At 70.0% G+C, this 24,025-nt stretch carries 1 protein-coding gene; it reads left to right on the top strand.

Features of this window, described 5'->3' with window-relative positions:
• Window positions 1-3: 3 nt before the first annotated feature.
• Window positions 4-24,025 (top strand): non-ribosomal peptide synthase/polyketide synthase (locus D7X12_RS02665; protein ID WP_120623689.1); only part of this gene is annotated, 24,022 nt, incomplete at its 3' end.

The raw sequence follows: 24,025 nt of genomic DNA, 5'->3' as shown, positions 1-24,025 counted from the left end.
GCCATGGGGAACGACACCGACAAGAAGCCCACGCTCACGCGCGAGGAGAAGCTCGCGCTGCTCGCGAAGCGGTTGGAGAAGAAGCCCCGGCCCGCGTTGCCGCTGACGTTCTCCCAGCAGCGGATGTGGTTCCTGGAGCAGCTGTCGCCCGGGCTCGCGGCCTACAACCTGCCGCTGGTGGTGGAGCTGTCGGGACGCCTGGACGCGGCCGTGCTGGAGCGGTGCTTCCAGGAGGTGGCGCGCCGCCATGAGTCGCTGCGCACGCACTTCGGCGAGGTCTCCGGGACGCCGGTGCAGCTCGTGGAGGCCCAGGTCCGGCTTCCGTTCACCGTGGAGGGGCTGGAGGACACTCCGGAGCAGGAGCGCGAGGCCTCGGTGCGCCAGCGCATCGAACGGGAGATGCAGACGCCGTTCGACCTGGCGCGCGGCCCGCTGGCCCGGGTGGTGCTGCTGCGGATGACGCCGGAGCGGCACGTGCTCCTGGTGGTGCTGCACCACATCATCTCCGACGGCTGGTCCATGGGCGTGCTCACCCATGAGGTGGTGGCGCTCCATGGGGCCTTCTCCCAGGGTCAGCCCTCGCCGCTGCCGGAGCTGCCACTGCAGTTCGCGGACTACGCCGCGTGGCAGCGGGGACAGCTGCGGGGCGAGGCGTTGGACGCGCACCTCGAGTTCTGGCGCAAGCGGTTGGAGGGCGCGCCGCACGCACTGGAGCTGCCCACGGACCGGCCGAGGCGTTCGGCGACGGGACGGGCTCGGCAGCACAAGGCCGTGCTGCCCCTGCCGTTGGTGGAGCGGTTGGAAGCGCTGGCGCGGGGCGAGGGCGCCACGCTCTTCATGGCCGTGCTGGCCGGGCTCCAGGCGCTGCTGTCCCGGTACAGCGGGCAGAAGGACCTGCTCATCGGCGCGCCGTTCGCGAACCGGAGCCGGAAGGAGACGGAGGGGCTGATCGGCCTCTTCTTCGAGCCGCTGGTGCTGCGAGCGGACCTGTCGGGCCGACCGGGCTTCCGCGAGCTGCTGCGCCGCGCGAAGGCGGGCACGGTGGAGGCCTTCGCGCACCCCCACGTCCCCTTCGAGCCACTGCTGAAGGCGCTGGGCGTGGAGCGTGACCTGACGCGCGCGCCGATGTTCCAGGTGCTCTTCGGGCAGCTGGATGCGCTGCCTCGGGTCCTCGCGGTGCCGGGGCTGCGCGTGCGGATGCTCGACGCGGACGTGACGAGCACGGAGCTGGACCTGACCCTGATGATGGCGCGAGGCCCCGAAGGCATCGCGCTGGCGACCACGTACAACGCGGACCTGTACGACGCGGTCACCGTTGAAGGGATGCTGGGCCATCTGGAGTCGCTGCTCGACGCGGCGCTGGAGTCTCCGGATCGCGCGGTGGAGACCCTGCCGCTGCTCGGGGCGACGGAGCGGCACCGGCTGCTGGTGGAGTGGAACGGGGCGGGTGAGGTGCTGCCTCTGGATGGCGGCGCCCATGCGCTGTTCGAGGCGCAGGTCGCGAGCACTCCTGAGGCCACGGCCGTGATCTCGGGCAGCGACTCCGTGACGTACCGCGAGCTGGACGCACGGGCGAACCGCGTGGCGACGCGGCTGCGGGAGCTCGGGGTGGGGTTGGAGTCCCGGGTGGCCGTGTGCGTGGATCGCTCGGTGGACATGCTGGCCGCGCTCCTGGGCGTGCTCAAGGCGGGCGGTGCCTACGTGCCGCTGGACCCGGAGTACCCGGCGGAGCGGCTGGGCTTCATGCTGGAGGACAGCGGTGCGCGCGTGGTGGTGTCGCGCGAGGCGTTCCGCGAGAAGCTGGGCGGGGCGCCGGGCTGCGTGTGGCTGGACGTGGACTCGCTCACGCAGGAGGGCGATGCGACGGCGCCTGGGGTGCGGGTGCCGCCGGAAGCCGCAGCCTACGTGCTCTACACATCGGGCTCCACGGGGCGTCCGAAGGGTGTGGTGGTGCAGCACCGATCGCTGGTGAACTTCATCCGCGCGGAGTGGCGGATCTGCCCGGTGGAGCCGGGGGACCGGGTGCTCCAGTTCGCGTCCATCAGCTGGGACACGAGCGCGGAGGAGATCTATCCGTGCCTCACGCGGGGCGGCACGCTGGTGCTGCGCACGCCGGAGATGCTGGACGTGCCGGACGCCTTCCTGGCCCGGTGCGAGGCGGCGGGCATCACCCAGCTCAACCTGCCCACGGCCTTCTGGCACGAGGTGACGGCGAGCCTGGACGAGGGCAAGGCCCGGCTGCCCGCGGGCTTGAAGTGGGTGGTCATCGGCGGCGAGCGCGCGGTGCCCGAGCGGGTGGCGCAGTGGCGCCGACGGGTGGGCAGCGCGGTGCCCCTGCTGAACACCTACGGGCTCACCGAGGTGACGGCGGTGGCCACGTCGGTGGACCTGGCCGCCGGGCCCGAGGACTCGGGGCGTGAGGTGGCCATCGGTCGGCCGCTGACGAACGTGCGCATCTATGTCCTCGACGGTGAACGGGAGCTGGTTCCCGCGGGCGTGGTGGGCGAGCTGTACATCGGCGGCGAAGGCGTGGCGCGTGGATACCTCGGGCGGCCGGAGCTGACGGCGGAGCGCTTCGTGCCGGGCCCCTTCGATGGCGAGCCGGGCGCGCGGCTGTACCGCACTGGAGACCAGGCGCGCTGGAGGCGGGACGGCGTCCTGGAGTACCTGGGCCGTGGCGACACGCAGGTGAAGGTGCGGGGCCATCGCATCGAGCCGGGCGAAGTGGAGTCGGCCCTGCTCGGGCAGCCGGGTGTGCGCGAGGCGCTCGTCGTGGTGCGCGAGGACGCACCGGGCGACAAGCGGCTGGTGGCCTACGTGGTGGCCCGCGAGGGGCAGGCGCTGGAGAGCAGCGACGTCCGCGCGGGGCTGGAGCAGCGACTGCCGCGGTTCATGGTGCCGCAGGCGGTGGTGGTGTTGGAGCGGCTTCCGCTGCTGCCCAACGGGAAGGTGGACCGCAAGGCGCTGCCCGCGCCGGAGGCGGTGCGGGAGCCCCGGAAGCAGGCGCACGTCGCGCCGCGCACCCCGGCGGAGCAGATGCTGGCGGGCTTCTGGGCGGAGGTGCTGCGCCTGGAGTCGGTGGGGCTGCACGACAACTTCTTCGAGGTGGGCGGACACTCGCTGCTGGCCATGCAGTTGGTCGCGCGGGTGCGTGAGGCCTTCCGGGTGGACCTGCCGCTGCGAGACGTCTTCGAGTCGCCCACGGTGGCGGCGCTGGCGGAGCGGATCTCAAGGGCGGTGGCTGTCGCGGGCATCCCGGCGCCGCCGCTGAAGCGCATGGCGCGCGAAGACGGCACGGCTCCGCTGTCCTTCGCACAGCAGCGCTTGTGGTTCCTCGCGCAGCTCGATCCGACGAACACGTCCTACAACCTCTGGGCCCCGGTGCGGATGACGGGCGCGCTGGACGTGGGAGCGCTGGAGCGCGCCTTCGAGGCGCTGGTGCATCGGCACGAATCGCTGCGCACCACGTTCCGCGCCGTGGGCGGGTCGCCGGTGCAGGTCATCATCCCCGAGGCCCGGGTGCCGCTCGAGGTGGTGGACCTGTCCACGCTGCCCGAGAGCGAGCGCGAGGCCACGGTGAAGCTCCGGGCCGAGGAAGAAGTGCGCCGCCCGTTCTCGCTGGAGCAGGGGCCGCTGTTGCGCACGGTCCTGCTGAAGGTGTCTGAGCACGAGCATGTGCTGGTGCTGGTGATGCACCACATCGTGTCGGACTACTGGTCCATGGGCATCCTCGTGCGCGAGGTGTCCGCGCTGTACGAGGCCCTGGCCCAGGGCCAGCCGTCGCCGTTGCCGGAGCTGCCCGTGCAGTATCCGGACTTCGCGATGTGGCAGCGCGAGTGGCTGAAGGGCCCGGTGCTGGAAGCGCAGCTCGCGTACTGGCGCAAGCAACTGTCGGGGGCGCCACGAGCGCTGGAGCTGCCCACCGACAAGCCTCGTCCCGTGGCGCAGACGTTCCGGGGCGCGAACCGGCTCGTGCGCTGGCCCAAGGCGCTGTGGCGCGACATGGAGGCGCTCGGCCGGCGCGAGGGTGCGACGCCCTTCATGGTGTTGCTGGCGGCGTTCCAGACCGTGCTGTCGCGCTACTCGGGGCAGGACGATGTGAGCGTGGGCGCGCCGCTCGCGGGGCGCTCGCACTCGGAGACGGAGGGGCTGATCGGCTTCTTCGTCAACACGCTGGTGCTGAGGACGAAGCTGTCACCCGGGCAGCGCTTCCGCGAGCTGCTGGCTCAGGTGCGTGAGGTGACGCTGGGCGCCTATGCGCACCAGGACGTGTCGTTCGAGAAGCTGGTGGAGGAGCTGCACCCAGAGCGCGACCTGAGCCGGAGCCCGCTGTTCCAGGTGACGCTGACGCTGCAGAACACCCCCGCGTCCGAGGTCCAGCTGCGTGGCATCACCCTGAAGGGGATGGAGGCGGAGGAGAAGACGTCGAAGTTCGACCTGTCGCTGGTGGTGGAGGAGTTGCAGGACGGCGTGGTCGCGATGGTCAATTACAACAGCGACCTGTTCGAGGCCGGGACGATGGACCGGATGCTCGGGCACTTGAGGGTGCTGTTGGAGTCGGCGGTCGCGAGGCCGGAGCAGCGGCTGTGGGAGCTGCCGCTGATGGGGCCCGAGGAGCAGCAGCGGCTGGTGAAGGAATGGAGCGGCACGGCGACGGAGTACCCGCGCGAGACGTCGCTACCGGAGCTGTTCGAAGCGCAGGTGTTGAAGACGCCGGAAGCCGTGGCGGTGGAGTACGAGGGGCAGCGACTGACGTACGCGCAGTTGAACCGGCGGGCCAATCAGCTCGCGCACCACCTGAAGGCGATGGGCGTAGGTCCCGAGGTGCGCGTGGGCCTGTGCGTGGAGCGCTCGCTGGAGTTGGTGGTGAGCGTGCTGGGCATCCTGAAGGCGGGAGGCGTGTACGTCCCGCTGGATGCCAGCTACCCGCTGGAGCGGCTGTCGTGGATGAAGCGCGAGGCCGGGGTGGCGCTGCTCGTCGCCCAGGAGAAGTTGGCGGACGAGGTGGCCTCTGGCGGTGAGCTGGTGGTGTGCGTGGACGCCGAGTGGGCGTCCATCGCGCGCCAACCGGAGAGCAACCTGGCTGCGCGAGTCGGCGGCGGCCACCTGGCGTACGTGATGTTCACGTCGGGCAGCACGGGCCAGCCCAAGGGCGTGGGCGTACCGCACCGGGCCGTGTCGCGGTTGGTGCTGGGAACGGACTTCGCGCACTTCGGGTCGGAGGAGGTGTGGCTGCAACTGGCGCCCATCTCCTTCGACGCCTCCACGCTGGAAGTGTGGGGCAGCCTGCTGCACGGGGCGAAGCTGGTGGTGTACCCGGCGGGTACGCCGTCGCTGGAGGAACTGGGCCGCGCGCTGGAGGCGTCGGGCATCACGTCGCTGTGGCTGACGGCCGCGCTCTTCGAGCAGATGCAGGCACGTCAGCCGCAAGCCCTGGCGAAGGTGAAGCAGGTGCTGGCCGGTGGCGACGTGCTGCCCGTGGGTCGCGTGAAGGAGCGGCTGGCCTCCGGAGGCGTGCTCATCAACGGGTACGGGCCGACGGAGAACGCGACCTTCACCAGCACCTACCGGATGGAGCGGCCCGAGGACGTGGGCACGTCGGTGTCCATCGGCCGGCCCATCCGGAACACGACGGGGTACGTGCTGGACGGGGCGATGCAGCCGGTGCCGGTGGGCGTGCCGGGTGAGCTGTACGTCGGCGGCGAAGGACTGGCCGTCGGGTACCTGAACCGGCCCGAGCTGACAGCCGAACGCTTCGTCCCCAATCCCTTCGGAGACGGCACCCGGCTGTACCGCACGGGCGACACGGTCCGGTGGTTGGCGGACGGACGGCTGGAGTTCTTCGGACGGCGTGACGGACAGGTGAAGGTGCGGGGCTACCGCATCGAACTGGGCGAAGTGGAAGCGGCGCTGGCCCAGTACGCCGGAGTCCATGAAGCAGTCGTCGTGGCCCGGGAAGACGGAACCGAAGGCAAGCGACTGGTCGCGTACGTCACGGCGCAAGAGGGCGCGGCGCTGGAAGCCAGCGAACTTCGAAGCCACGTGAAGCAGCGGCTGCCGGAGTACATGGTGCCGTCGGCCTACGTGGTGCTGGCCACGCTGCCCCTGACGCCCAACGGCAAGGTGGACCGCAAGGCGCTGCCCGCACCGGAGGCGCGAAGCCCGCAGCCCGAGCACTTCGCCGCACCGCGCACGGCCACCGAGCAGAAGCTGGCGGCCATCTTCGCCGAGGTGCTGAACGTCGAGCGCATCGGCCTGGACGGAGACTTCTTCGAACTGGGCGGCCACTCGCTCCTGGCCACGCAGGTGGTGTCTCGCGTGCGCGAGGCGTTCCGCGTGGAGCTGCCCCTGCGGGACATCTTCGAAGCCTCCACGGTGGAGAAGCTGGCCCTGCGGGTGGATGAAAAGCAGGCGGGTGTCTCGGCACTCCAGGCACCGCCGCTGAAGCGGGTGCCGCGCCTGGGCTCGCTGCCGCTGTCCTTCGCGCAGCAGCGCCTGTGGTTCCTCGACCAGCTGGAGCCGGGAAGCCCGTTCTACAACATCCCGCTCGCCATCCGGCTGTTGGGCCCGCTGCACGTGGACGCCCTGGAGCGCGGCCTTCGCGAGCTGGTGCGCCGTCACGAGGTGCTCCGCACGACGTTCCGCACCGAGGGCGGCACGCCCGTGCAGATCATCTCCCAGCAGCCGGTGCTCGCCTTGACCGGGGTGGACCTGTCCGCGCTTCCGCCGGAGCAATCCGAGGAGGAGGTCCACCGGCTGCTGCGCGAGGAATCACTCCGCCCGTTCGACCTCTCCAGCGGTCCACTGCTCCGCACGCGCCTGCTGAAGCGCACGGAGCAGGAGCACGTGCTGCTGACGAACATGCACCACATCGTCTCGGACGGGTGGAGCCTGGGCGTCATCGTCCGGGAGATTGGCGCGCTCTACAGCGCGTTCCGCGAGGACCGGCCCTCACCCCTGCCCGAGCTGGAGGTGCAGTACGCCGACTTCGCCGTCTGGCAGCGCGCCTGGATGGAGAGTGGTGCGCTTCGGGGGCAGCTCGACTGGTGGCGCCAGCAACTCGAGGGCGCGCCCTACGTGCTCGCGATCCCCACCGACAGGCCGCTGCCCGCCGTGCAGACCTTCCGCGGCGCCACCATACCAGTGCGCCTGTCCCGGACCCTCTCGTCGGCCGTGATGGCCCTGGCACAGCGGGAAGGCGCCACGGCCTTCATGGTGCTGCTCGCGAGCTTCCAGGCGCTGCTGTCCCGTTACTCGGGCCAGGATGACCTCGTGGTGGGCACGCCCGTTGCCGGCCGCAACCGCGCGGAGACGGAAGGGCTCATCGGCTTCTTCGTCAACACGCTGGCGCTGCGGGCGCGTCCGTCCGCGGAGAAGCCGTTCCGCACCCTGCTCGGCGAGGTGAAGGACGCCGCCCTCGGGGCCTACGCGCATCAGGACGTTCCCTTTGAACAGCTCGTGGAGGAGCTCCAGCCTGAGCGCAGCCTCGGCCACTCGCCGCTGTTCCAGGTGATGTTCTCGCTGCAGAACACGCCCGTGCCCACGGCGGATGTGTCCGGGCTCGTGATGAGCGCGTTGGACACGGAGTTCGGCGCCGCGAAGTTCTTCCTCACGCTGGCGCTGGAGGGCCTGCCGGACGGCTTCTCCGGTGTGTTCGAATACAACTCCGACCTCTTCGACTCCTCCACCATCCAACGGCTGGCCACGCACTGGCTCACGCTGCTGGAGGCGGCGGTGTCCGCACCGGATCAGCGCCTGGCCGCGCTGCCGCTGCTGTCGTCCGAGGAGCGGCACCGGCTGCTCGTCGAGTGGAACGACACGGCGGTGGAGTACCCCCGCGACACGCCCGTACACGTGCAGTGGGCGGCGCTCGCGGCAAGCAAGCCTGAAGCCGTCGCGCTCTCCTGGGAGGGAGGGGAGCTCTCCTATGCGGAGCTGTTGGCGCGGACGCGCTCGCTGGCCGGGCACCTGCGCAGGCTCGGCGTAGGGCCCGAGGTGCGCGTGGGCCTGTGCGCCCGCCGCTCGCCCGACATGGTGATGGGGCTCCTGGCCATCCTGGAGGCAGGGGGCGCATGGGTGCCGCTGGAGCCGGACGCTCCGCGCGAACGCCTGGCCCTGATGCTGGAGGATGCGCGGCCCGCGGTGCTGCTCACCCAGCGCGCCCTGCGGGACGTGCTGCCCGTGAGCGCGACGCCCGTGGTGTTGCTCGAGGACGACCTGGGGACGGAGTCCACCGGGACGTGGGACTCAGGCGTGGTGGCGGACAACGCCGCCTATGTCCTCTTCACCTCCGGCTCCACCGGCCGCCCCAAGGGCGTGGTCGTCTCCCACCGTGCGCTCGCACGGCACACGGCGTGGTTCAGCTCCGCGCTGGCGCTGGGAGGAGGGGACCGGGTGCTGCAGAAGGCCTCGCTCGGCTTCGATGCCTCGGTGCCGGAGGTGCTGGCCACGTTGGTATCGGGTGCCCGACTGGTGCTCGCGCCGGCTGACGCGGAAGGGGACACGGACGCGCTGCTGGCCTCGCTGGAGCGCCAGCGGGTGACGGTGCTCCAGCTCGTGCCATCGCAGCTCCGCGTCCTGCTGCAGGATGAGCGCGTGGAGCGCGCGGCGGGCCTGCGCGTGCTGTTGTCCGGTGGCGAGGCGCTCCCGGTGGAGTTCGTCCGCAAGATGCAGACGCGGCTGCCGTCCACGCTCCTCGTCAATGCCTATGGGCCCACCGAGACGACCGTCGATGCGACGGCATGGCTCGGAGGCGATCCGGGCGAGGGCCCCACCGTGCCCATCGGTCGTCCCATCGGGAACACGAGGGCGTACGTGCTGGACACCCGGGGGCAGCCGGTCCCCGAGGGAGTCCCTGGAGAGCTGTTCATCGGCGGCGATGGCCTGGCGCGCGGCTATGTGGGCCGGCCGGACCTGACGGCGGAGCGCTTCGGGCCGGACACGCTGGGTGGCGAGCCGGGCGCACGGCTGTACCGCACGGGGGATCGGGTGCGCTGGCTCACGGGGGGCTCGCTGGAGTTCCTGGGCCGGGTGGACGCGCAGGTGAAGGTGCGCGGCTACCGCGTCGAGCCGGGCGAGGTGGAGGCGGTGCTGGCGGAGCACCCGGCCGTGCACCTCGCGGTGGTGGTCGCGCGTGAGGACGTGCCGGGTGACACGCGGCTCGTGGCCTATGTGGTGCCCCGTGTCTTCGCGGAATCCTCCGGCGGTCTGGACGCCACGGAGCTGAAGGCCCACCTGGGCCGGCGTCTTCCACCGCCCATGGTGCCCTCGCGGTTCGTGGTCCTGGAGTCCCTGCCGTTGCTGCCGAACGGCAAGGTGGACCGCAAGGCCCTGCCCGCGCCGGACGTGGACGTCACCGAGCGCGAATACGTCGCGCCGCGCACCCCCACGGAAGAGTTGCTGTGCGGGTTCTTCAGCCGGTTGCTGAACGTGGAGCGCGTCGGGGTGCACGACGGCTTCTTCGAGCTGGGCGGGCACTCGCTGCTGGCCACGCAGCTCGTGTCGAGGGTGCGGTCGACCTTCCGCGTGGAGCTCGCGCTGCGCGAGCTGTTCGAGGCCCCCGCGGTGGCCGAGCTGGCACGGCGGGTGGACCAGGCCCAGCGGCGCGGGCCCGCGCTGCCGATGCCCCGGCTCCAGGTGATGCCAGGGACTCGTGAGCTGCCGCTGTCGTTCGCGCAGCAGCGACTGTGGTTCCTGGATCAGCTCCAGCCGGGGAGCGCCTTCTACAACGTGCCCGCGGTGGTGAAGCTCACCGGGCCGCTGGATGCGAGCGCGCTGGAGTGGAGCTTCGAGGAGCTGGTGCGTCGGCACGAGTCGCTGCGCACGACGTTCCGCGCCGAGGGCGGCACGCCCGTGCAGGTCATCTCGCCGGAGCCGGTGCTCGCGTTCGCGGTCGTGTCGTTGGAAGAGGTGTTGGAAGCGGACCGCGACGCGGAGGCGAAGCGGTGGGCCGAGGAGGAGGCCCAGCGGCCCTTTGACCTGAAGAAGGGCCCGTTGCTGCGAGCCACGCTCCTGCGCCTGCGCGAGACGGAGCATGTGCTGGTGCTGGTGATGCACCACATCGTGTCGGACGAGTGGTCCATGGGCATCCTCGTGCGCGAGGTGGTGGCGCTCTACGAGGCGTTGTCCCAGGGCCAGCGTTCACCGCTGCCGGAGCTGCCGCTCCAGTACGGCGACTATGCGGTCTGGCAGCACGCATGGCTGAAGGGCGAGGTGCTGGAGACGCAGCTCGCGTACTGGCGCAAGCAACTGGCGGGGGCGCCGCGAGCGCTGGAGCTGGCCACGGACAAGCCGCGTCCGGCGATGCAGACGTTCCGCGGCGGGCTGCTGGATGCGATGTGGCCGGTGGAGCTGTGGGCCGCGGTGAAGGCGCTCGGGCAGAAGGAGGGCGCGACGCCGTTCATGGTGTTGCTGGCGGCGTTCCAGACGGTGCTGTCGCGCTACTCGGGACAGGACGACGTGAGCGTGGGTTCGCCCATCGCGGGCCGTACGCGCGAGGAGACGGAGGGGCTGATCGGCTTCTTCGTCAACACGCTGGTGCTGAGGACGAAGCTGTCACCCGGGCAGCGCTTCCGTGAGCTGCTCGCGCAGGTGCGTGAGGTGACGCTGGGGGCGTACGCGCACCAGGACGTGCCGTTCGAGAAGCTGGTGGAGGAGCTGCACCCCGAGCGCGACCTGAGCCGCAGTCCGCTCTTCCAGGTCACGTTGACGCTGCAGAACACCCCAGTATCCGAGGCCCGGCTGCGGGAGCTGACGCTGACGGGCGTCGATGCCCAGGAGAAGACGTCGAAGTTCGACCTGTCGCTGCTGGTCGAAGAGACGCCGCACGGACTCGCCGTGGCGGTGAACTACAACAGCGACCTGTACGAAGCGGAGACGATGCAGCGGCTCGTGGGGCACCTGCGCGTGCTGCTGGAGTCGGCGGTCGCTCGGCCGGAGCAGCGACTGTGGGAGCTGCCGCTGATGGGCCCGGAGGAGCAGCAGCGGTTGGTGAAGGAGTGGAGCGGCACGGCGGTGGAGTACCCGCGTGACGCCAGCCTGCACGCCCTCTTCGAGGCACAGGCGCAGCGCACGCCGGAAGCCGTGGCGGTGGAGTACGAGGGTCAGCGGCTGACGTACGCGGCGTTGAACCAACGGGCCAACCAACTCGCGCACCACCTGAAGGCGATGGGCGTGGGGCCCGAGGTGCGCGTGGGCCTGTGCGTGGAGCGCTCGCTGGAGTTGGTGGTGAGCGTGCTGGGCATCCTGAAGGCGGGAGGCGTGTACGTCCCGCTGGATGCCAGCTACCCGCTGGAGCGGCTGTCGTGGATGAAGCGCGAGGCCGGGGTGGCGCTGCTCGTCGCCCAGGAGAAGCTGGCGGACGAAGTCGCTTCGGGCGGTGAGCTGGTGGTGTGCGTGGACACCGAATGGGCGTCCATCGCGCGCCAGCCCCAGAGCAACCCGAGCCCGAGTGTCGGTGGCGGCCATCTGGCGTACGTGATGTTCACGTCAGGAAGCACGGGCCAGCCGAAGGGCGTGGGTGTTCCGCATCGAGCCGTGTCGCGGCTGGTGCTGGGGACGGACTTCGCGCACTTCGGGCCGGAAGAGGTGTGGCTGCAACTGGCGCCCATCTCCTTCGATGCTTCGACGCTGGAGGTCTGGGGCGCACTGCTGCACGGCGCGAAGCTGGTGGTGTACCCGGCGGGCACGCCGTCGCTGGAGGAGCTGGGCCGCACGCTGGAGGCGTCGGGCATCACGTCGCTGTGGCTCACGGCGGCACTCTTCGAGCAGATGCAGGCGAGGCAACCGCAAGCCCTGGCAGGAGTGCGCCAGGTGTTGGCCGGTGGAGACGTGCTGCCGGTGGGCCGCGTGAAGGAGCGGCTTGCCTCCGGCGGCATGCTCATCAACGGGTACGGCCCGACGGAGAACACGACGTTCTCCAGCACCTACCGGATGGAGAAGCCGGAGGAGGTGGGCACGTCGGTGTCCATCGGCCAGCCCATCCGGAACACGACAGCGTACGTGCTGGACGGGGCGATGCATCCGGTGCCGGCGGGCGTGCCGGGCGAGCTGTACGTCGGCGGCGAAGGACTGGCTGTCGGGTATGTGAACCGGCCGGAGCTGACGGCCGAGCGCTTCGTCCCCAATCCCTTCGGAGACGGCACCCGGCTGTACCGCACGGGCGACACGGTCCGGTGGTTGGCGGACGGGCGACTGGAGTTCTTCGGGCGGCGTGACGGACAGGTGAAGGTGCGGGGCTACCGCATCGAGCTGGGCGAAGTGGAAGCCGCACTGACCCTGCACGCCGGGGTTGGCGAGGCGGTGGTGGTGGCGCGGGAGGAGGGCACGGAAGGCAAGCGACTGGTGGCCTACGTGACGGCGCGGGACGGAGCATTGCTGGAATCCAGCGAGCTTCGAAGCCACCTGAAGCAGCGGTTGCCGGAGTACATGGTGCCGCAGGCGTACGTGGTGCTGGACGCACTGCCGCTGACGCCCAATGGCAAGGTGGACCGCAAGGCCCTGCCCACCCCGGACGCGGAGGGCACCGCAGTCGCCCGGTTCGTGGCACCGCGCACGGTCACCGAGCAGAAGCTGGCATCCATCTTCGCGGAGGTGCTGAACGTCGAACGGGTCGGCCTGGACGGAGACTTCTTCGAACTGGGCGGCCACTCGCTGCTGGCGACGCAGCTTGTGTCTCGCGTGCGCGAGGCCTTCCACGTGGAGCTGCCCCTGAGGGACGTCTTCGAAGCGTCCACGGTGGAGAAGCTGGCACAGCGCCTGGAAGGCGGACTCACCCACGCGCCGAACCTCCACGCGCCACCGCTGACGCGGGTGCCACGAACGGGTGCGCTGCCGCTGTCGTTCGCACAGCAGCGCCTCTGGTTCCTGGATCAGCTGGAGCCGGGGAGCCCGTCCTACAACATCCCGGTGGCGGTGAAGTTGACGGGGACGGTGCGGGTCGCCGCGTTGGAGCAGGCCTTCGACGCGCTGGTGCGTCGGCACGAATCCCTGCGCACGACCTTCCATGCCGAGGGCGGCACGCCCGTGCAGGTCATCGCGCCGGAGTCGCCCGTGCGACTGCGTGTCGTGGACCTGAGCGACCTGCCGGAGGTGGAGCGCACGACAGAGGCACAGCGGCTGTCGGGCCAGGAGGCCTCGCTCCCGTTCAAGCTGGAGCAGGGGCCCCTGTTGCGCACGGTGCTGGTGAAGCTGTCCGAGCAGGAGCACGTGCTGGTGCTGGTGATGCACCACATCGTCTCGGACGGCTGGTCGATGGGCGTCCTCATCCGCGAGACGGCCGCATTGTACGAGGCCTGCTCACAGGGCCGGCCGTCGCCGCTGCCCGAGCTTCCCCTCCAGTACGCGGACTACGCGGTCTGGCAGCGCGAGTGGCTGAAGGGCGAAGTCCTGGACGCCCAGCTCGCGTGGTGGAAGCAACAGCTCCAGGGGGCTCCTCGCGCCCTGGAACTGCCCACGGACAAGCCGCGCCCCGCGGTGCAGCTGTTCCGGGGCGACAGCCGTGACGTCCAATGGCCTCGTGAGCTGTGGGACTCGGTGAAGGCGCTCGCACACCGGGAGGGCGCGACGCCCTTCATGGTGCTGCTGGCGGCGTTCCAGACGGTGCTGTCGCGCTACTCGGGACAGGACGACGTGAGCGTGGGTTCGCCCATCGCCAACCGCACCCGGGCCGAGACGGAGGGGCTCATCGGCTTCTTCGTGAACACGCTGGTGCTGCGGGCCCGGCTCGGCGGCACCCCGACGTTCCGTGAGCTGCTGGCGCAGGTGCGTGAGACGACGCTCGGCGCGTATGCGCATCAGGACACCCCCTTCGAGCGGTTGGTGGAGGAGCTCAAGCCCGAGCGCGACCTGAGCCGCGGCCCGCTCTTCCAGGTGATGTTCATCCTGCAGAACACGCCCACGGTGGAGCTGCGCCTGCCGGGCCTCACCCTGGCGGGGATGGACGGTGACGCCGGGACGTCGAAGTTCGACCTGACGCTGGAGCTGACCGAGACGCCGCAGGGGCTCTCGGTCAGTGTCGTGTACAACCGCGACCTCTTCGAGCCCGGGACGATGGACCGGCTGACCGGCCACCTGCGCGTGCTGCTGGAAGCCGCCGTGCGGACTCCGGACACGCGTCTGGCGGAGCTGCCGCTGCTGGGAGCGGCGGAGCAGCGCCGCGTGCTCGTGGAGTGGAACGACACCCGCACCGGCTTCGCGCCCGTCACCCTCCAGGCCCTCTTCGAGGCGCAGGTGGAACGGACGCCCGACGCGCTCGCCGTCGTGGCCGAGGACTCGCGCCTGACGTACCGCGAGCTGAACCGGCGGGCCAACCAACTGGCGCACCACCTGCGCTCGCTGGGCGTGGGCCCGGACGTCGCGGTGGGCCTGTACCTGGACCGCTCCGCCAGCGCCCTGGTGGGCCTGTGGGGCATCCTCAAGTCGGGCGGCGCCTACGTGCCGCTGGACCTTGCGTTCCCCGCCGAGCGCCTCCGGGGTGTCCTCTCGGATGCAGGAGTGCATGCGCTCGTCACGCACTCGGCGCTGGCGGACGGCCTGGACTGGGACGGCGGTGCGGTGATCCGCCTGGACTCGGACGCGGGTCTGCTTTCGGAGCGGAGTGAGGGCAACCCGGTGCCCACGGCGGCGCCGGAGAACCTCGCCTACGTCATCTTCACCTCCGGCTCCACGGGCCGGCCGAAGGGCGTGGCCATCGAGCACCGGCAGATCGTCAACTACGTGGAAGGCGTGTCGCGCCGGCTGGAGCTTCCGGAAGGCGCCTCCTTCGCCTCCGTGTCCACGCTGGCGGCGGACCTGGGCCATACGGCCGTCTTCCCGACGCTCTGCCGTGGCGGCGCGCTGCACCTCGTGTCGCGCGAGCGCGCGTCGGATCCGGCGGAGCTGGCCGCGCTCTTCGAACGCGAGGCGGTGGACTGCCTGAAGATCGTCCCCGCGCACCTGCAGGCGCTCCTGGCGTCCGGGAACCCCCAGCGGGTGTTGCCACGCCAGCGCCTGGTGCTGGGCGGTGACGTCTCCGATTGGGCGCTGATGGACCGCGTGCACGCGCTGTCGCCGGAGCTGGTGGTGTTCAACCACTACGGGCCCACCGAGACGACGGTGGGCGTGCTCACGCAGCGCGTGGGTCGTGGTGCGGAGGACCGCGTGTCCGCGTCCGTGCCGCTCGGCCGGCCCATTCCCAATGCGCGCATCTACGTCCTGGATGCACACCTGCGCCCGGTGCCCGCGGGCATCCCGGGAGAGCTGTGCATCGGCGGGAGCGCGGTGGGCCGCGGCTACCTGGGCCGTCCGGACCTGACGGCCGAGCGCTTCGTGCCGGACGCGTACTCGGACGTGCCGGGGGCGCGGATGTACCGCACGGGAGACCGGGCCCGTCTGCTGGCGGAGGGACAGGTGGAGTTCCTCGGTCGCGTGGACCACCAGCTCAAGGTCCGTGGCTACCGCGTGGAGCCGGGAGAGGTGGAGGCCGCGCTGGAGCGGCACTCCGAGGTGCGCGAAGCGGTGGTGCTGGCTCGCGACGCGGTGACGGGGGGCAAGCGACTGGTGGCGTACGCCGTGCCGAAGCCGGGCCAGTCCCTGGAGGCCGAAGCCCTCCGCGACTTCCTGGGCCGGACGCTGCCCGACTACATGGTGCCGCAGGCCTTCGTGGTGCTGGAGGCGCTGCCCCTGACGCCCAACGGCAAGGTGGACCGTGGAGCGCTGCCGGCACCGGACTTCCAGGCGGCGGAGCCAGAGACGTTCGTCGCACCGCGCACGGCCACCGAGGAGGTCCTGGCGGGCCTCTTCGCCGAGGTCCTGGGCCTGGAGCGGGTGGGCATCCACAGCGGCTTCTTCGAGTTGGGCGGGCACTCGCTGCTGGCGACGCAGGCCATCTCGCGGATCCGCGGCGCCTTCGGCATCGAGTTGCCACTCCGGGACCTCTTCGAAGCGCCCACGGTGGCGGTGCTCGCCGAGCGGGTGGACCGCTCAGTGCGGTCCGGCGCGGGCTTCATGGCCCCTCCGCTGAGGCCGAGGGCGGAGCGGAAGGATGTCCTGCCACTGTCGTTCGCGCAGCAGCGACTGTGGTTCCTGGAGCAGCTCGCGTCCGGCAGTGCGTTCTACAACGTGCCAGCGGTGGTGAAGCTCACGGGGCCGCTGGATGTGGCCGCCCTGGAGCGCGGCTTCGACGCGCTCGTCCGCCGTCACGAATCGCTGCGGACGACGTTCCGCGCCGAGGGTGGTCTGCCCGTGCAGGTCATCTCGCCAACGGCCCGGGTGGCGCTGGAGGTCGTGGACCTGGGTGGACTGCCTGCGGCCGAGCGAGCGCAGGAGGCCCAGCGCCGCGCGGAGGCGGAGGCGCTCCGGCCGTTCGACCTGGAGCAGGGACCGCTGCTGCGGACCTCCCTGCTGAGGCTCGGGGATCAGGAGCACGTGCTGGTGCTGATGATGCACCACATCGTGTCGGACGGCTGGTCGATGAACGTCCTCGTTCGCGAGGTGGCCGCGCTCTACGAGGCGTTCTCGTTGGGACGCGCGGCGCAGTTGCCGGAGCTGGCGGTGCAGTACCCGGACTACGCGGTGTGGCAGCGCGAGTGGTTGAAGGGCGACGTCCTGGAGGCGCAGCTCGACTACTGGAAGCAGCGGCTGGAGGGAGCCCCGGCCGCGCTGGAGCTGCCCACGGACAAGCCGCGCCCGGCGGTGCAGACGTATCGCGGTGAGCTGCGGCACGTGCTGTGGCCCAGGTCGCTGTGGCGCGACATGGAGGTGCTCGGCCGGCGCGAGCGTGCGACGCCGTTCATGGTGCTGCTGGCGGCGTTCCAGACGGTGCTGTCGCGCTACTCGGGGCAGGACGACGTCTGCGTGGGTTCGCCCATCGCGGGGCGCACGCAGGCGGAGACGGAGGGGCTGATTGGCTTCTTCGCCAACATGCTGGTGCTGCGCGCGAAGCTGACGCCGGAGCAGAGCTTCCGCGAGCTGCTGGCGCAGACGCGCGAGGTGACGCTGGGGGCGTACGCGCACCAGGAAGTGCCCTTCGAGAAGCTGGTGGAGGAGCTGCGGCCGGAGCGTGACCTGAGCCGCAGTCCGTTGTTCCAGGTGACGTTGACGCTGCAGAACACGCCGGTGACGGAGGTGAAGCTCGCGCAGGGGCTGACGCTCTCCGGGATGGAGTCGGAGGGGAAGACGGCGAAGTTCGACCTGTCGCTGGTGGTGGAGGAGGTGCCGCACGGAGTGGTGGCGGCGGTGAACTACAACAGCGACCTGTTCGAGGCCGGGACGATGGACCGGATGCTCGGGCACTTGAGGGTGCTGTTGGAGGCGGCGGTTGCGAGGCCGGAGCAGCGGTTGTGGGAGCTGCCGCTGATGGGCCCGGAGGAGCAGCAGCAATTGGTGAAGGAGTGGAGCGGCACGGCGGTGGAGTACCCGCGCGAGACGTCGTTGCCGGAGCTGTTTGAAGCCCAGGTGCTGAAGACACCGCATGCGGTGGCGGTGGAGTACGAGGGTCAGCGACTGACGTATGGGGAGCTGAACCAACGGGCCAACCAACTCGCGCATCACCTGAGGGCCATGGGCGTGGGGCCTGAAGTACGGGTGGGGCTGTGCGTGGAGCGCTCGCTGGAACTGGTGGTGAGCGTGCTGGGCATCCTGAAGGCGGGAGGCGTGTACGTCCCGCTGGATGCGAGCTACCCCCTGGAGCGACTGTCGTGGATGAAGCGTGAGGCCGGGGTGGCGCTGCTCGTCGCCCAGGAGAGGCTGGCGGACGAAGTCGCTTCGGGTGGTGAGTTGGTGGTGTGCGTGGACACCGAGTGGGCGTCCATCGCGCGCCAGCCCCAGAGCAACCCGAGCCCGAGTGTCGGTGGCGGCCATCTGGCGTACGTGATGTTCACGTCAGGAAGCACGGGCCAGCCGAAGGGCGTGGGTGTTCCGCATCGAGCCGTGTCGCGGCTGGTGCTGGGGACGGACTTCGCGCACTTCGGGCCGGAAGAGGTGTGGCTGCAACTGGCGCCCATCTCCTTCGACGCCTCCACGCTGGAAGTGTGGGGCAGCCTGCTGCACGGGGCGAAGCTGGTGGTGTACCCGGCGGGTACGCCGTCGCTGGAGGAACTGGGCCGCACGCTGGAGGCGTCGGGTATCAGTTCGCTGTGGCTGACGGCCGCACTCTTCGAGCAGATGCAAGCACGTCAGCCGCGAGCGCTGGCAGGAGTGCGCCAGGTGTTGGCCGGTGGCGACGTACTGCCCGTGGGCCGCGTGAAGGAGCGGCTTGCCTCCGGAGGCGTGCTCATCAACGGGTACGGCCCGACGGAGAACACGACGTTCTCCAGCACGTACCGGATGGAGCGGCCCGAAGAGGTGGGCACGTCGGTGTCCATCGGGCGGCCGATCCGGAACACGACGGCGTACGTGCTGGACCGTGCGATGCAGCCGGTGCCGGTGAGCGTGCCGGGCGAGCTGTACGTGGGCGGCGAAGGTCTGGCCGTCGGGTATGTGAACCGGCCGGAGCTGACGGCGGAGCGCTTCGTCCCCAACCCCTTCGGAGACGGAGCGCGGCTCTACCGCACAGGCGACAAGGTACGGTGGCTGAGTCACGGCACGCTGGAGTTCCTGGGCCGCAAGGACACGCAGGTCAAGGTGCGGGGCTACCGCATCGAGCTGGGCGAGGTGGAAGCGGCGCTGGCCCAGTACGCGGGAGTCCATGAAGCGGTCGTCGTGGTCCGGGAAGACGGAGCCGAAGGCAAGCGACTGGTGGCCTACGTCACGGCGCAGGAAGGTGCGGCGCTGGAGGCCAGCGAACTTCGGAGCCACGTGAAGCAGCGGCTTCCGGAGTACATGGTGCCGCAGGCGTACGTGGTGCTGGGCGCACTGCCCCTGACGCCCAACGGCAAGGTGGACCGCAAGGCGCTGCCCGCACCGGAGGCACGAAGCCCGCAGCCCGAGCACTTCGCAGCCCCACGCACGGCCATCGAGCAGAAGCTGGCGGCCATCTTCGCCGAGGTGCTGAACGCCCCCCAGGTAGGCCTGGACGGAGACTTCTTCGAACTGGGGGGCCACTCGCTGCTGGCCACGCAGTTGGTGTCGAGGGTGAGGGAAGAGCTGCGGGTGGAGCTACCCCTTCGCGACGTCTTCGAAGCCTCCACGGTGGAGAAGCTTGCCCTTCGGATCGAAGAGGGCTTCGGGAAGGAAGAGTCCGCGGTCCGAGCACCGCCACTGAAGCGGGCGCCTCGGGACAAGCCACTGCCGCTGTCGTTCGCGCAGCAGCGACTGTGGTTCCTCGATCAGTTGGAGCCGGGCAGTCCCTTCTACAACGTGCCCTCGGTCGTGAAGCTCACGGGGCACCTGGATGCCACGGCCCTGGAGACCAGCTTCCGCGAGCTGGTGCGCCGGCACGAATCGCTGCGCACGACGTTCCGCGCGGAAGGTGGCGATCCGGTGCAGGTCATCGCGGAGGAGCCGGTCCAGTCCTTCCGCCAGCTGGATGTCACCGCGCTGGCGGCGGAGCGTGAAGCCACGGCGCAGCATTGGATCGAAGAGGAACTCCAGCGTCCGTTCAACCTGGAGCAGGGACCGCTGCTGAGGGCAACGCTGCTGAAGCTGGCGGAGGACGAGCACGTGCTGGTGCTGGTGATGCACCACATCGTGTCGGACGGCTGGTCGATGGGCGTGTTGGTGAGGGAGGTCGTGGCGCTGTACGAGGCGTACGCGCAGGGCCGTGTCTCGCCGCTGGCGGAGCTCCCCGTGCAGTACGCGGACTACGCCGTGTGGCAGCGCGGATGGCTGAAGGGCGAGGTCCTGGAAGAACAGCTGGGATACTGGAAGACGCAGCTGGACGGAGCGCCAAGAGCGCTGGAACTGCCGACGGACAAGCCGCGCCCGGCAGTGCAGACGTTCCGGGGAGACACGAGGCTGTTGCAGTGGCCGAAGGGGCTCTGGGAGTCGGTGAAGGGACTGGCGCAGCGGGAGAATGCAACGCCCTTCATGGTGTTGCTGGCGGCGTTCCAGACGGTGCTGGGCAGGTACGCGGGGCAGGACGACGTGTGCGTGGGCTCGGCGATCGCGAACCGGACGAGAGGGGAGACGGAGGGGCTGATTGGCTTCTTCGTCAACACGCTGGTGTTGAGGGCGAAGCTGGCGCCGGAGCAGAGCTTCCGTCAGCTGCTGGCGCAGGTGCGGGACGTGACGCTGGGGGCGTACGCGCACCAGGAAGTGCCGTTCGAGAAGCTGGTGGAGGAGCTGCATCCGGAGCGTGACTTGAGCCGGGGTCCGCTCTTCCAGGTGATGTTCGTGCTGCAGAACGCGCCGGGCGGTGCGGTGAGCCTGTCGGGGCTGAAGCTTGAGGCGGCGGAGTCCTCGGGGAAGACGGCGAAGTTCGACCTGACGCTCGGCCTGGGTGAGTCGAGCGACGGAGGCCTCGCGGGCGCGCTGGAGTTCAACAGCGACTTGTTCGAGGGCTGCACGGTGGAGCGGCTCTTGGGGCACCTGCGCGTGTTGCTCGAAGAGGCGGTGAGGGCGCCAGAGAAGCGGCTGTGGGAGTTGCCGCTGATGGGGCCGGAAGAGCAGCAGCGGTTGGTGCGCGAGTGGAGCGGAACGACGGCGGAGTACCCGCGCGAGAAGTCGCTGCCGGAGCTGTTCGAAGCCCAGGTGTTGAAGACGCCGGAAGCCGTGGCCGTGGAGTACGAAGGCCAGCAGCTGACCTACGCGGCGTTGAACGGGCGGGCCAACCAACTGGCGCACCACCTGAAGAGCATGGGCGTACGGCCCGAAGTACGGGTGGGCCTGTGCGTGGAGCGCTCGCTGGAGTTGGTGGTGAGCGTGTTGGGCATCTTGAAGGCGGGAGGCGTGTACGTCCCGCTGGATGCCAGCTACCCCCTGGAGCGCCTGTCGTGGATGAAGCGCGAGGCCGGGGTGTCACTGCTGGTCGGCCAGCGGAAGCTGCTTCAGTCCATGGGCCTCACCGAGAGTGAGCCGGTGGTGTGCGTGGACACCGAGTGGGACTCGGTCATCGCGCGTCAGCCTGAGAGCAACCCGAGCGCGAGTGTCGGCGGTGGCCATCTGGCATACGTGATGTTCACGTCGGGCAGTACGGGCCAGCCCAAGGGCGTGGGCGTACCGCACCGGGCCGTGTCGCGGCTGGTGCTGGGGACGGACTTCGCGCACTTCGGGCCGGAAGAAGTGTGGCTGCAACTGGCCCCCATCTCCTTCGACGCCTCGACGCTGGAGGTCTGGGGAGCACTGCTGCACGGCGCGAAGCTGGTGGTCTACCCGGCGGGAACGCCGTCGCTGGAGGAGCTGGGCCGCACGCTGGAGGCGTCCGGCATCACCTCGCTGTGGCTGACGGCCGCACTCTTCGAGCAGATGCAGGCGCGTCAGCCGCAAGCCCTGGTGAAGGTGAAGCAGGTCCTGGCCGGTGGCGACGTGCTGCCGGTGGGCCGCGTGAAGGAGCGGCTTGCGTCCGGAGGCGTGCTCATCAACGGGTACGGCCCGACGGAGAACACGACGTTCTCCAGCACCTACCGGATGGAGCGGCCTGAGGACGTCGGCACGTCGGTCTCCATCGGGCGGCCCATCCGGAACACCACGACGTACGTGCTGGACGGGGCAATGCATCCGGTGCCGGCGGGCGTGCCGGGCGAGCTGTACGTGGGTGGCGAAGGACTGGCCATGGGGTACGTCGGCCGGCCGGAGCTGACGGCGGAGCGCTTCGTCCCCAACCCCTTTGGCCATGGCAACCGGCTGTACCGCACAGGAGATGTGGTGCGGTGGCAGGAGGACGGGCGGCTGGAGTTCTTCGGACGGCGTGACGCGCAGGTGAAGGTGCGGGGCTACCGCATCGAGCTGGGCGAAGTGGAGGCCGCACTGGCGGCGTACGCCGCTGTCAGCGAAGCGGTGGTGGTGGCGAGAGAGGACGGCGCGGAAGGCAAGCGACTGGTGGCCTACGTGACGGCCCGTGATGGAGCGGCGCTGGAAGCCAGCGAGCTTCGGAGTCACCTGAAGCAGCGGTTGCCGGAGTACATGGTGCCCTCGGTCTATGTGGTCCTGGACGCGCTCCCCCTGACGCCCAATGGCAAGGTGGACCGCAAGGCCCTGCCCGCGCCGGAGGCTGGGCTTCGCACGGCCGGCTCCGAGTACGAGGCACCCCGCACACCCACCGAGGAGCTGCTGGCGGGTCTCTACTCACAAGTGCTGGGTGTCGAGCGCATCGGCTCGAAGGACCACTTCTTCGAGCTGGGCGGGCACTCGTTGCTGGCGACACAGGTGGTGTCGCGGATCCGCGGCGCCTTCGGCATCGAGCTGCCCCTGCGGGAGCTGTTCGAGACGCCGACGGTGGCGGCCCTCTCCGAGCGGATTGAACAGTCAGCTCGCGCTGGCCAGTCGCTCACGATCCCGCCGCTGAAGCCGCGCACGGACGCTGGGGCGGCATTGCCACTGTCGTTCGCGCAGCAGCGGCTGTGGTTCCTGGACCAGATGCAGCCAGGCAGTGCCTTCTACAATGTGCCCGCGGTCGTTCGGGTGGAGGGCCTCCTGGATACAGGAGTGCTCCATCGGAGCTTCGATGAACTCGTGCGCCGCCACGAGTCGCTGCGGACGACGTTCAGCACCCGTGACGGAAGGCCCGTCCAGATCATCTCGGAGGAGCCGGTGCTGGCCTTCCGGATCGTGGAGCTGGAGTCCTCGCCGGAAGAAACCCGTGCGGTGGAGGCCACTCGCCAGGCGGAGCAGGAGTCGAACCAGCCGTTCGATCTGGAGAGGGGCCCGCTGCTGCGGGTGACCCTTCTGAAGGTGTCCGAGCAGGAGCACGTGTTGGTGCTGGTGATGCACCACATCGTGTCGGACGGCTGGTCGATGAACGTGCTCGTCCGCGAGGTGGCAGGGCTGTACGAGGCCTTCTCGCAGGGGCATGCGTCACCGCTCCCCAAGCTGGCGGTGCAGTACCCGGACTACGCGGTGTGGCAGCGCGAGTGGCTGAAGGGCGACGTCCTGGAGGCGCAGGTCAACTACTGGAAGCGGCAGCTCGAAGGCGCGTCGCGAGCGCTGGAGCTGCCCACCGACCGGCCCCGTCCCGCGGTGCAGACCTTCCGAGGCGGTCACTTCGAGCACCAGTGGCCCAAGTCCCTGTGGGATCGCGCGAAGGCCCTGGCACAGCGCGAGGGTGCAACACCGTTCATGGTGTTGCTGGCGGCGTTCCAGACGGTGTTGTCGCGTTACTCGGGGCAGGAAGACGTGAGCGTGGGTTCGCCCATCGCGGGGCGCACGCAGGCGGAGACGGAGGGGCTGATTGGCTTCTTCGCCAACATGCTGGTGCTGAGGGCGAAGCTGACGCTGGAGCAGAGCTTCCGTCAGCTGTTGGCACAGGTGAGGGAAGTGACGCTGGGGGCATACGCCCACCAGGAGGTGCCGTTCGAGAAGCTGGTGGAGGAGCTGCGACCGGAGCGTGACCTGAGCCGGAGCCCGCTGTTCCAGGTGACGTTGACGCTGCAGAACACGCCAGTGACAGAGGTGAAGCTGGCGCAGGGGCTGACGCTCTCCGGGATGGAGTCGGAAGGAAAGACGTCGAAGTACGACCTGTCACTGGTGGTGGAGGAAGTGCCGCACGGAGTGGTGGCGGCGGTGAACTACAACAGCGACTTGTTTGATGCGGAGACGATGCATCGGCTGTTGGGACACCTGCGCGTGCTGCTGGAGGCGGCGGTTGCGAGTCCGGAGCAGCGGTTGTGGGAGCTGCCGCTGATGGGCCCGGAGGAGCAGCAGCGGTTGGTGAAGGAGTGGAGCGGCACGGCGGTGGAGTACCCGCGCGAGAAGTCGCTGCCGGAGCTGTTTGAAGCCCAGGTGCTGAAGACACCGCATGCGGTGGCGGTGGAGTACGAGGGCCAGCGACTGACGTACGCGCAGTTGAACCAGCGGGCCAACCAACTCGCGCATCACCTGAGGGCCATGGGCGTGGGGCCCGAGGTGCGCGTGGGCCTGTGCGTGGAGCGCTCGCTGGAGTTGGTGGTGAGCGTGCTGGGCATCCTGAAGGCGGGAGGCGTGTACGTCCCGCTGGATGCCAGCTACCCGCTGG

It is taken from the genome of Corallococcus sicarius (assembly GCF_003611735.1).
Taxonomy (GTDB): domain Bacteria; phylum Myxococcota; class Myxococcia; order Myxococcales; family Myxococcaceae; genus Corallococcus; species Corallococcus sicarius.
The sequence above is the reverse complement of the archived record's forward strand: the minus strand, read 5'-3'. Positions and strand labels throughout refer to the sequence as shown.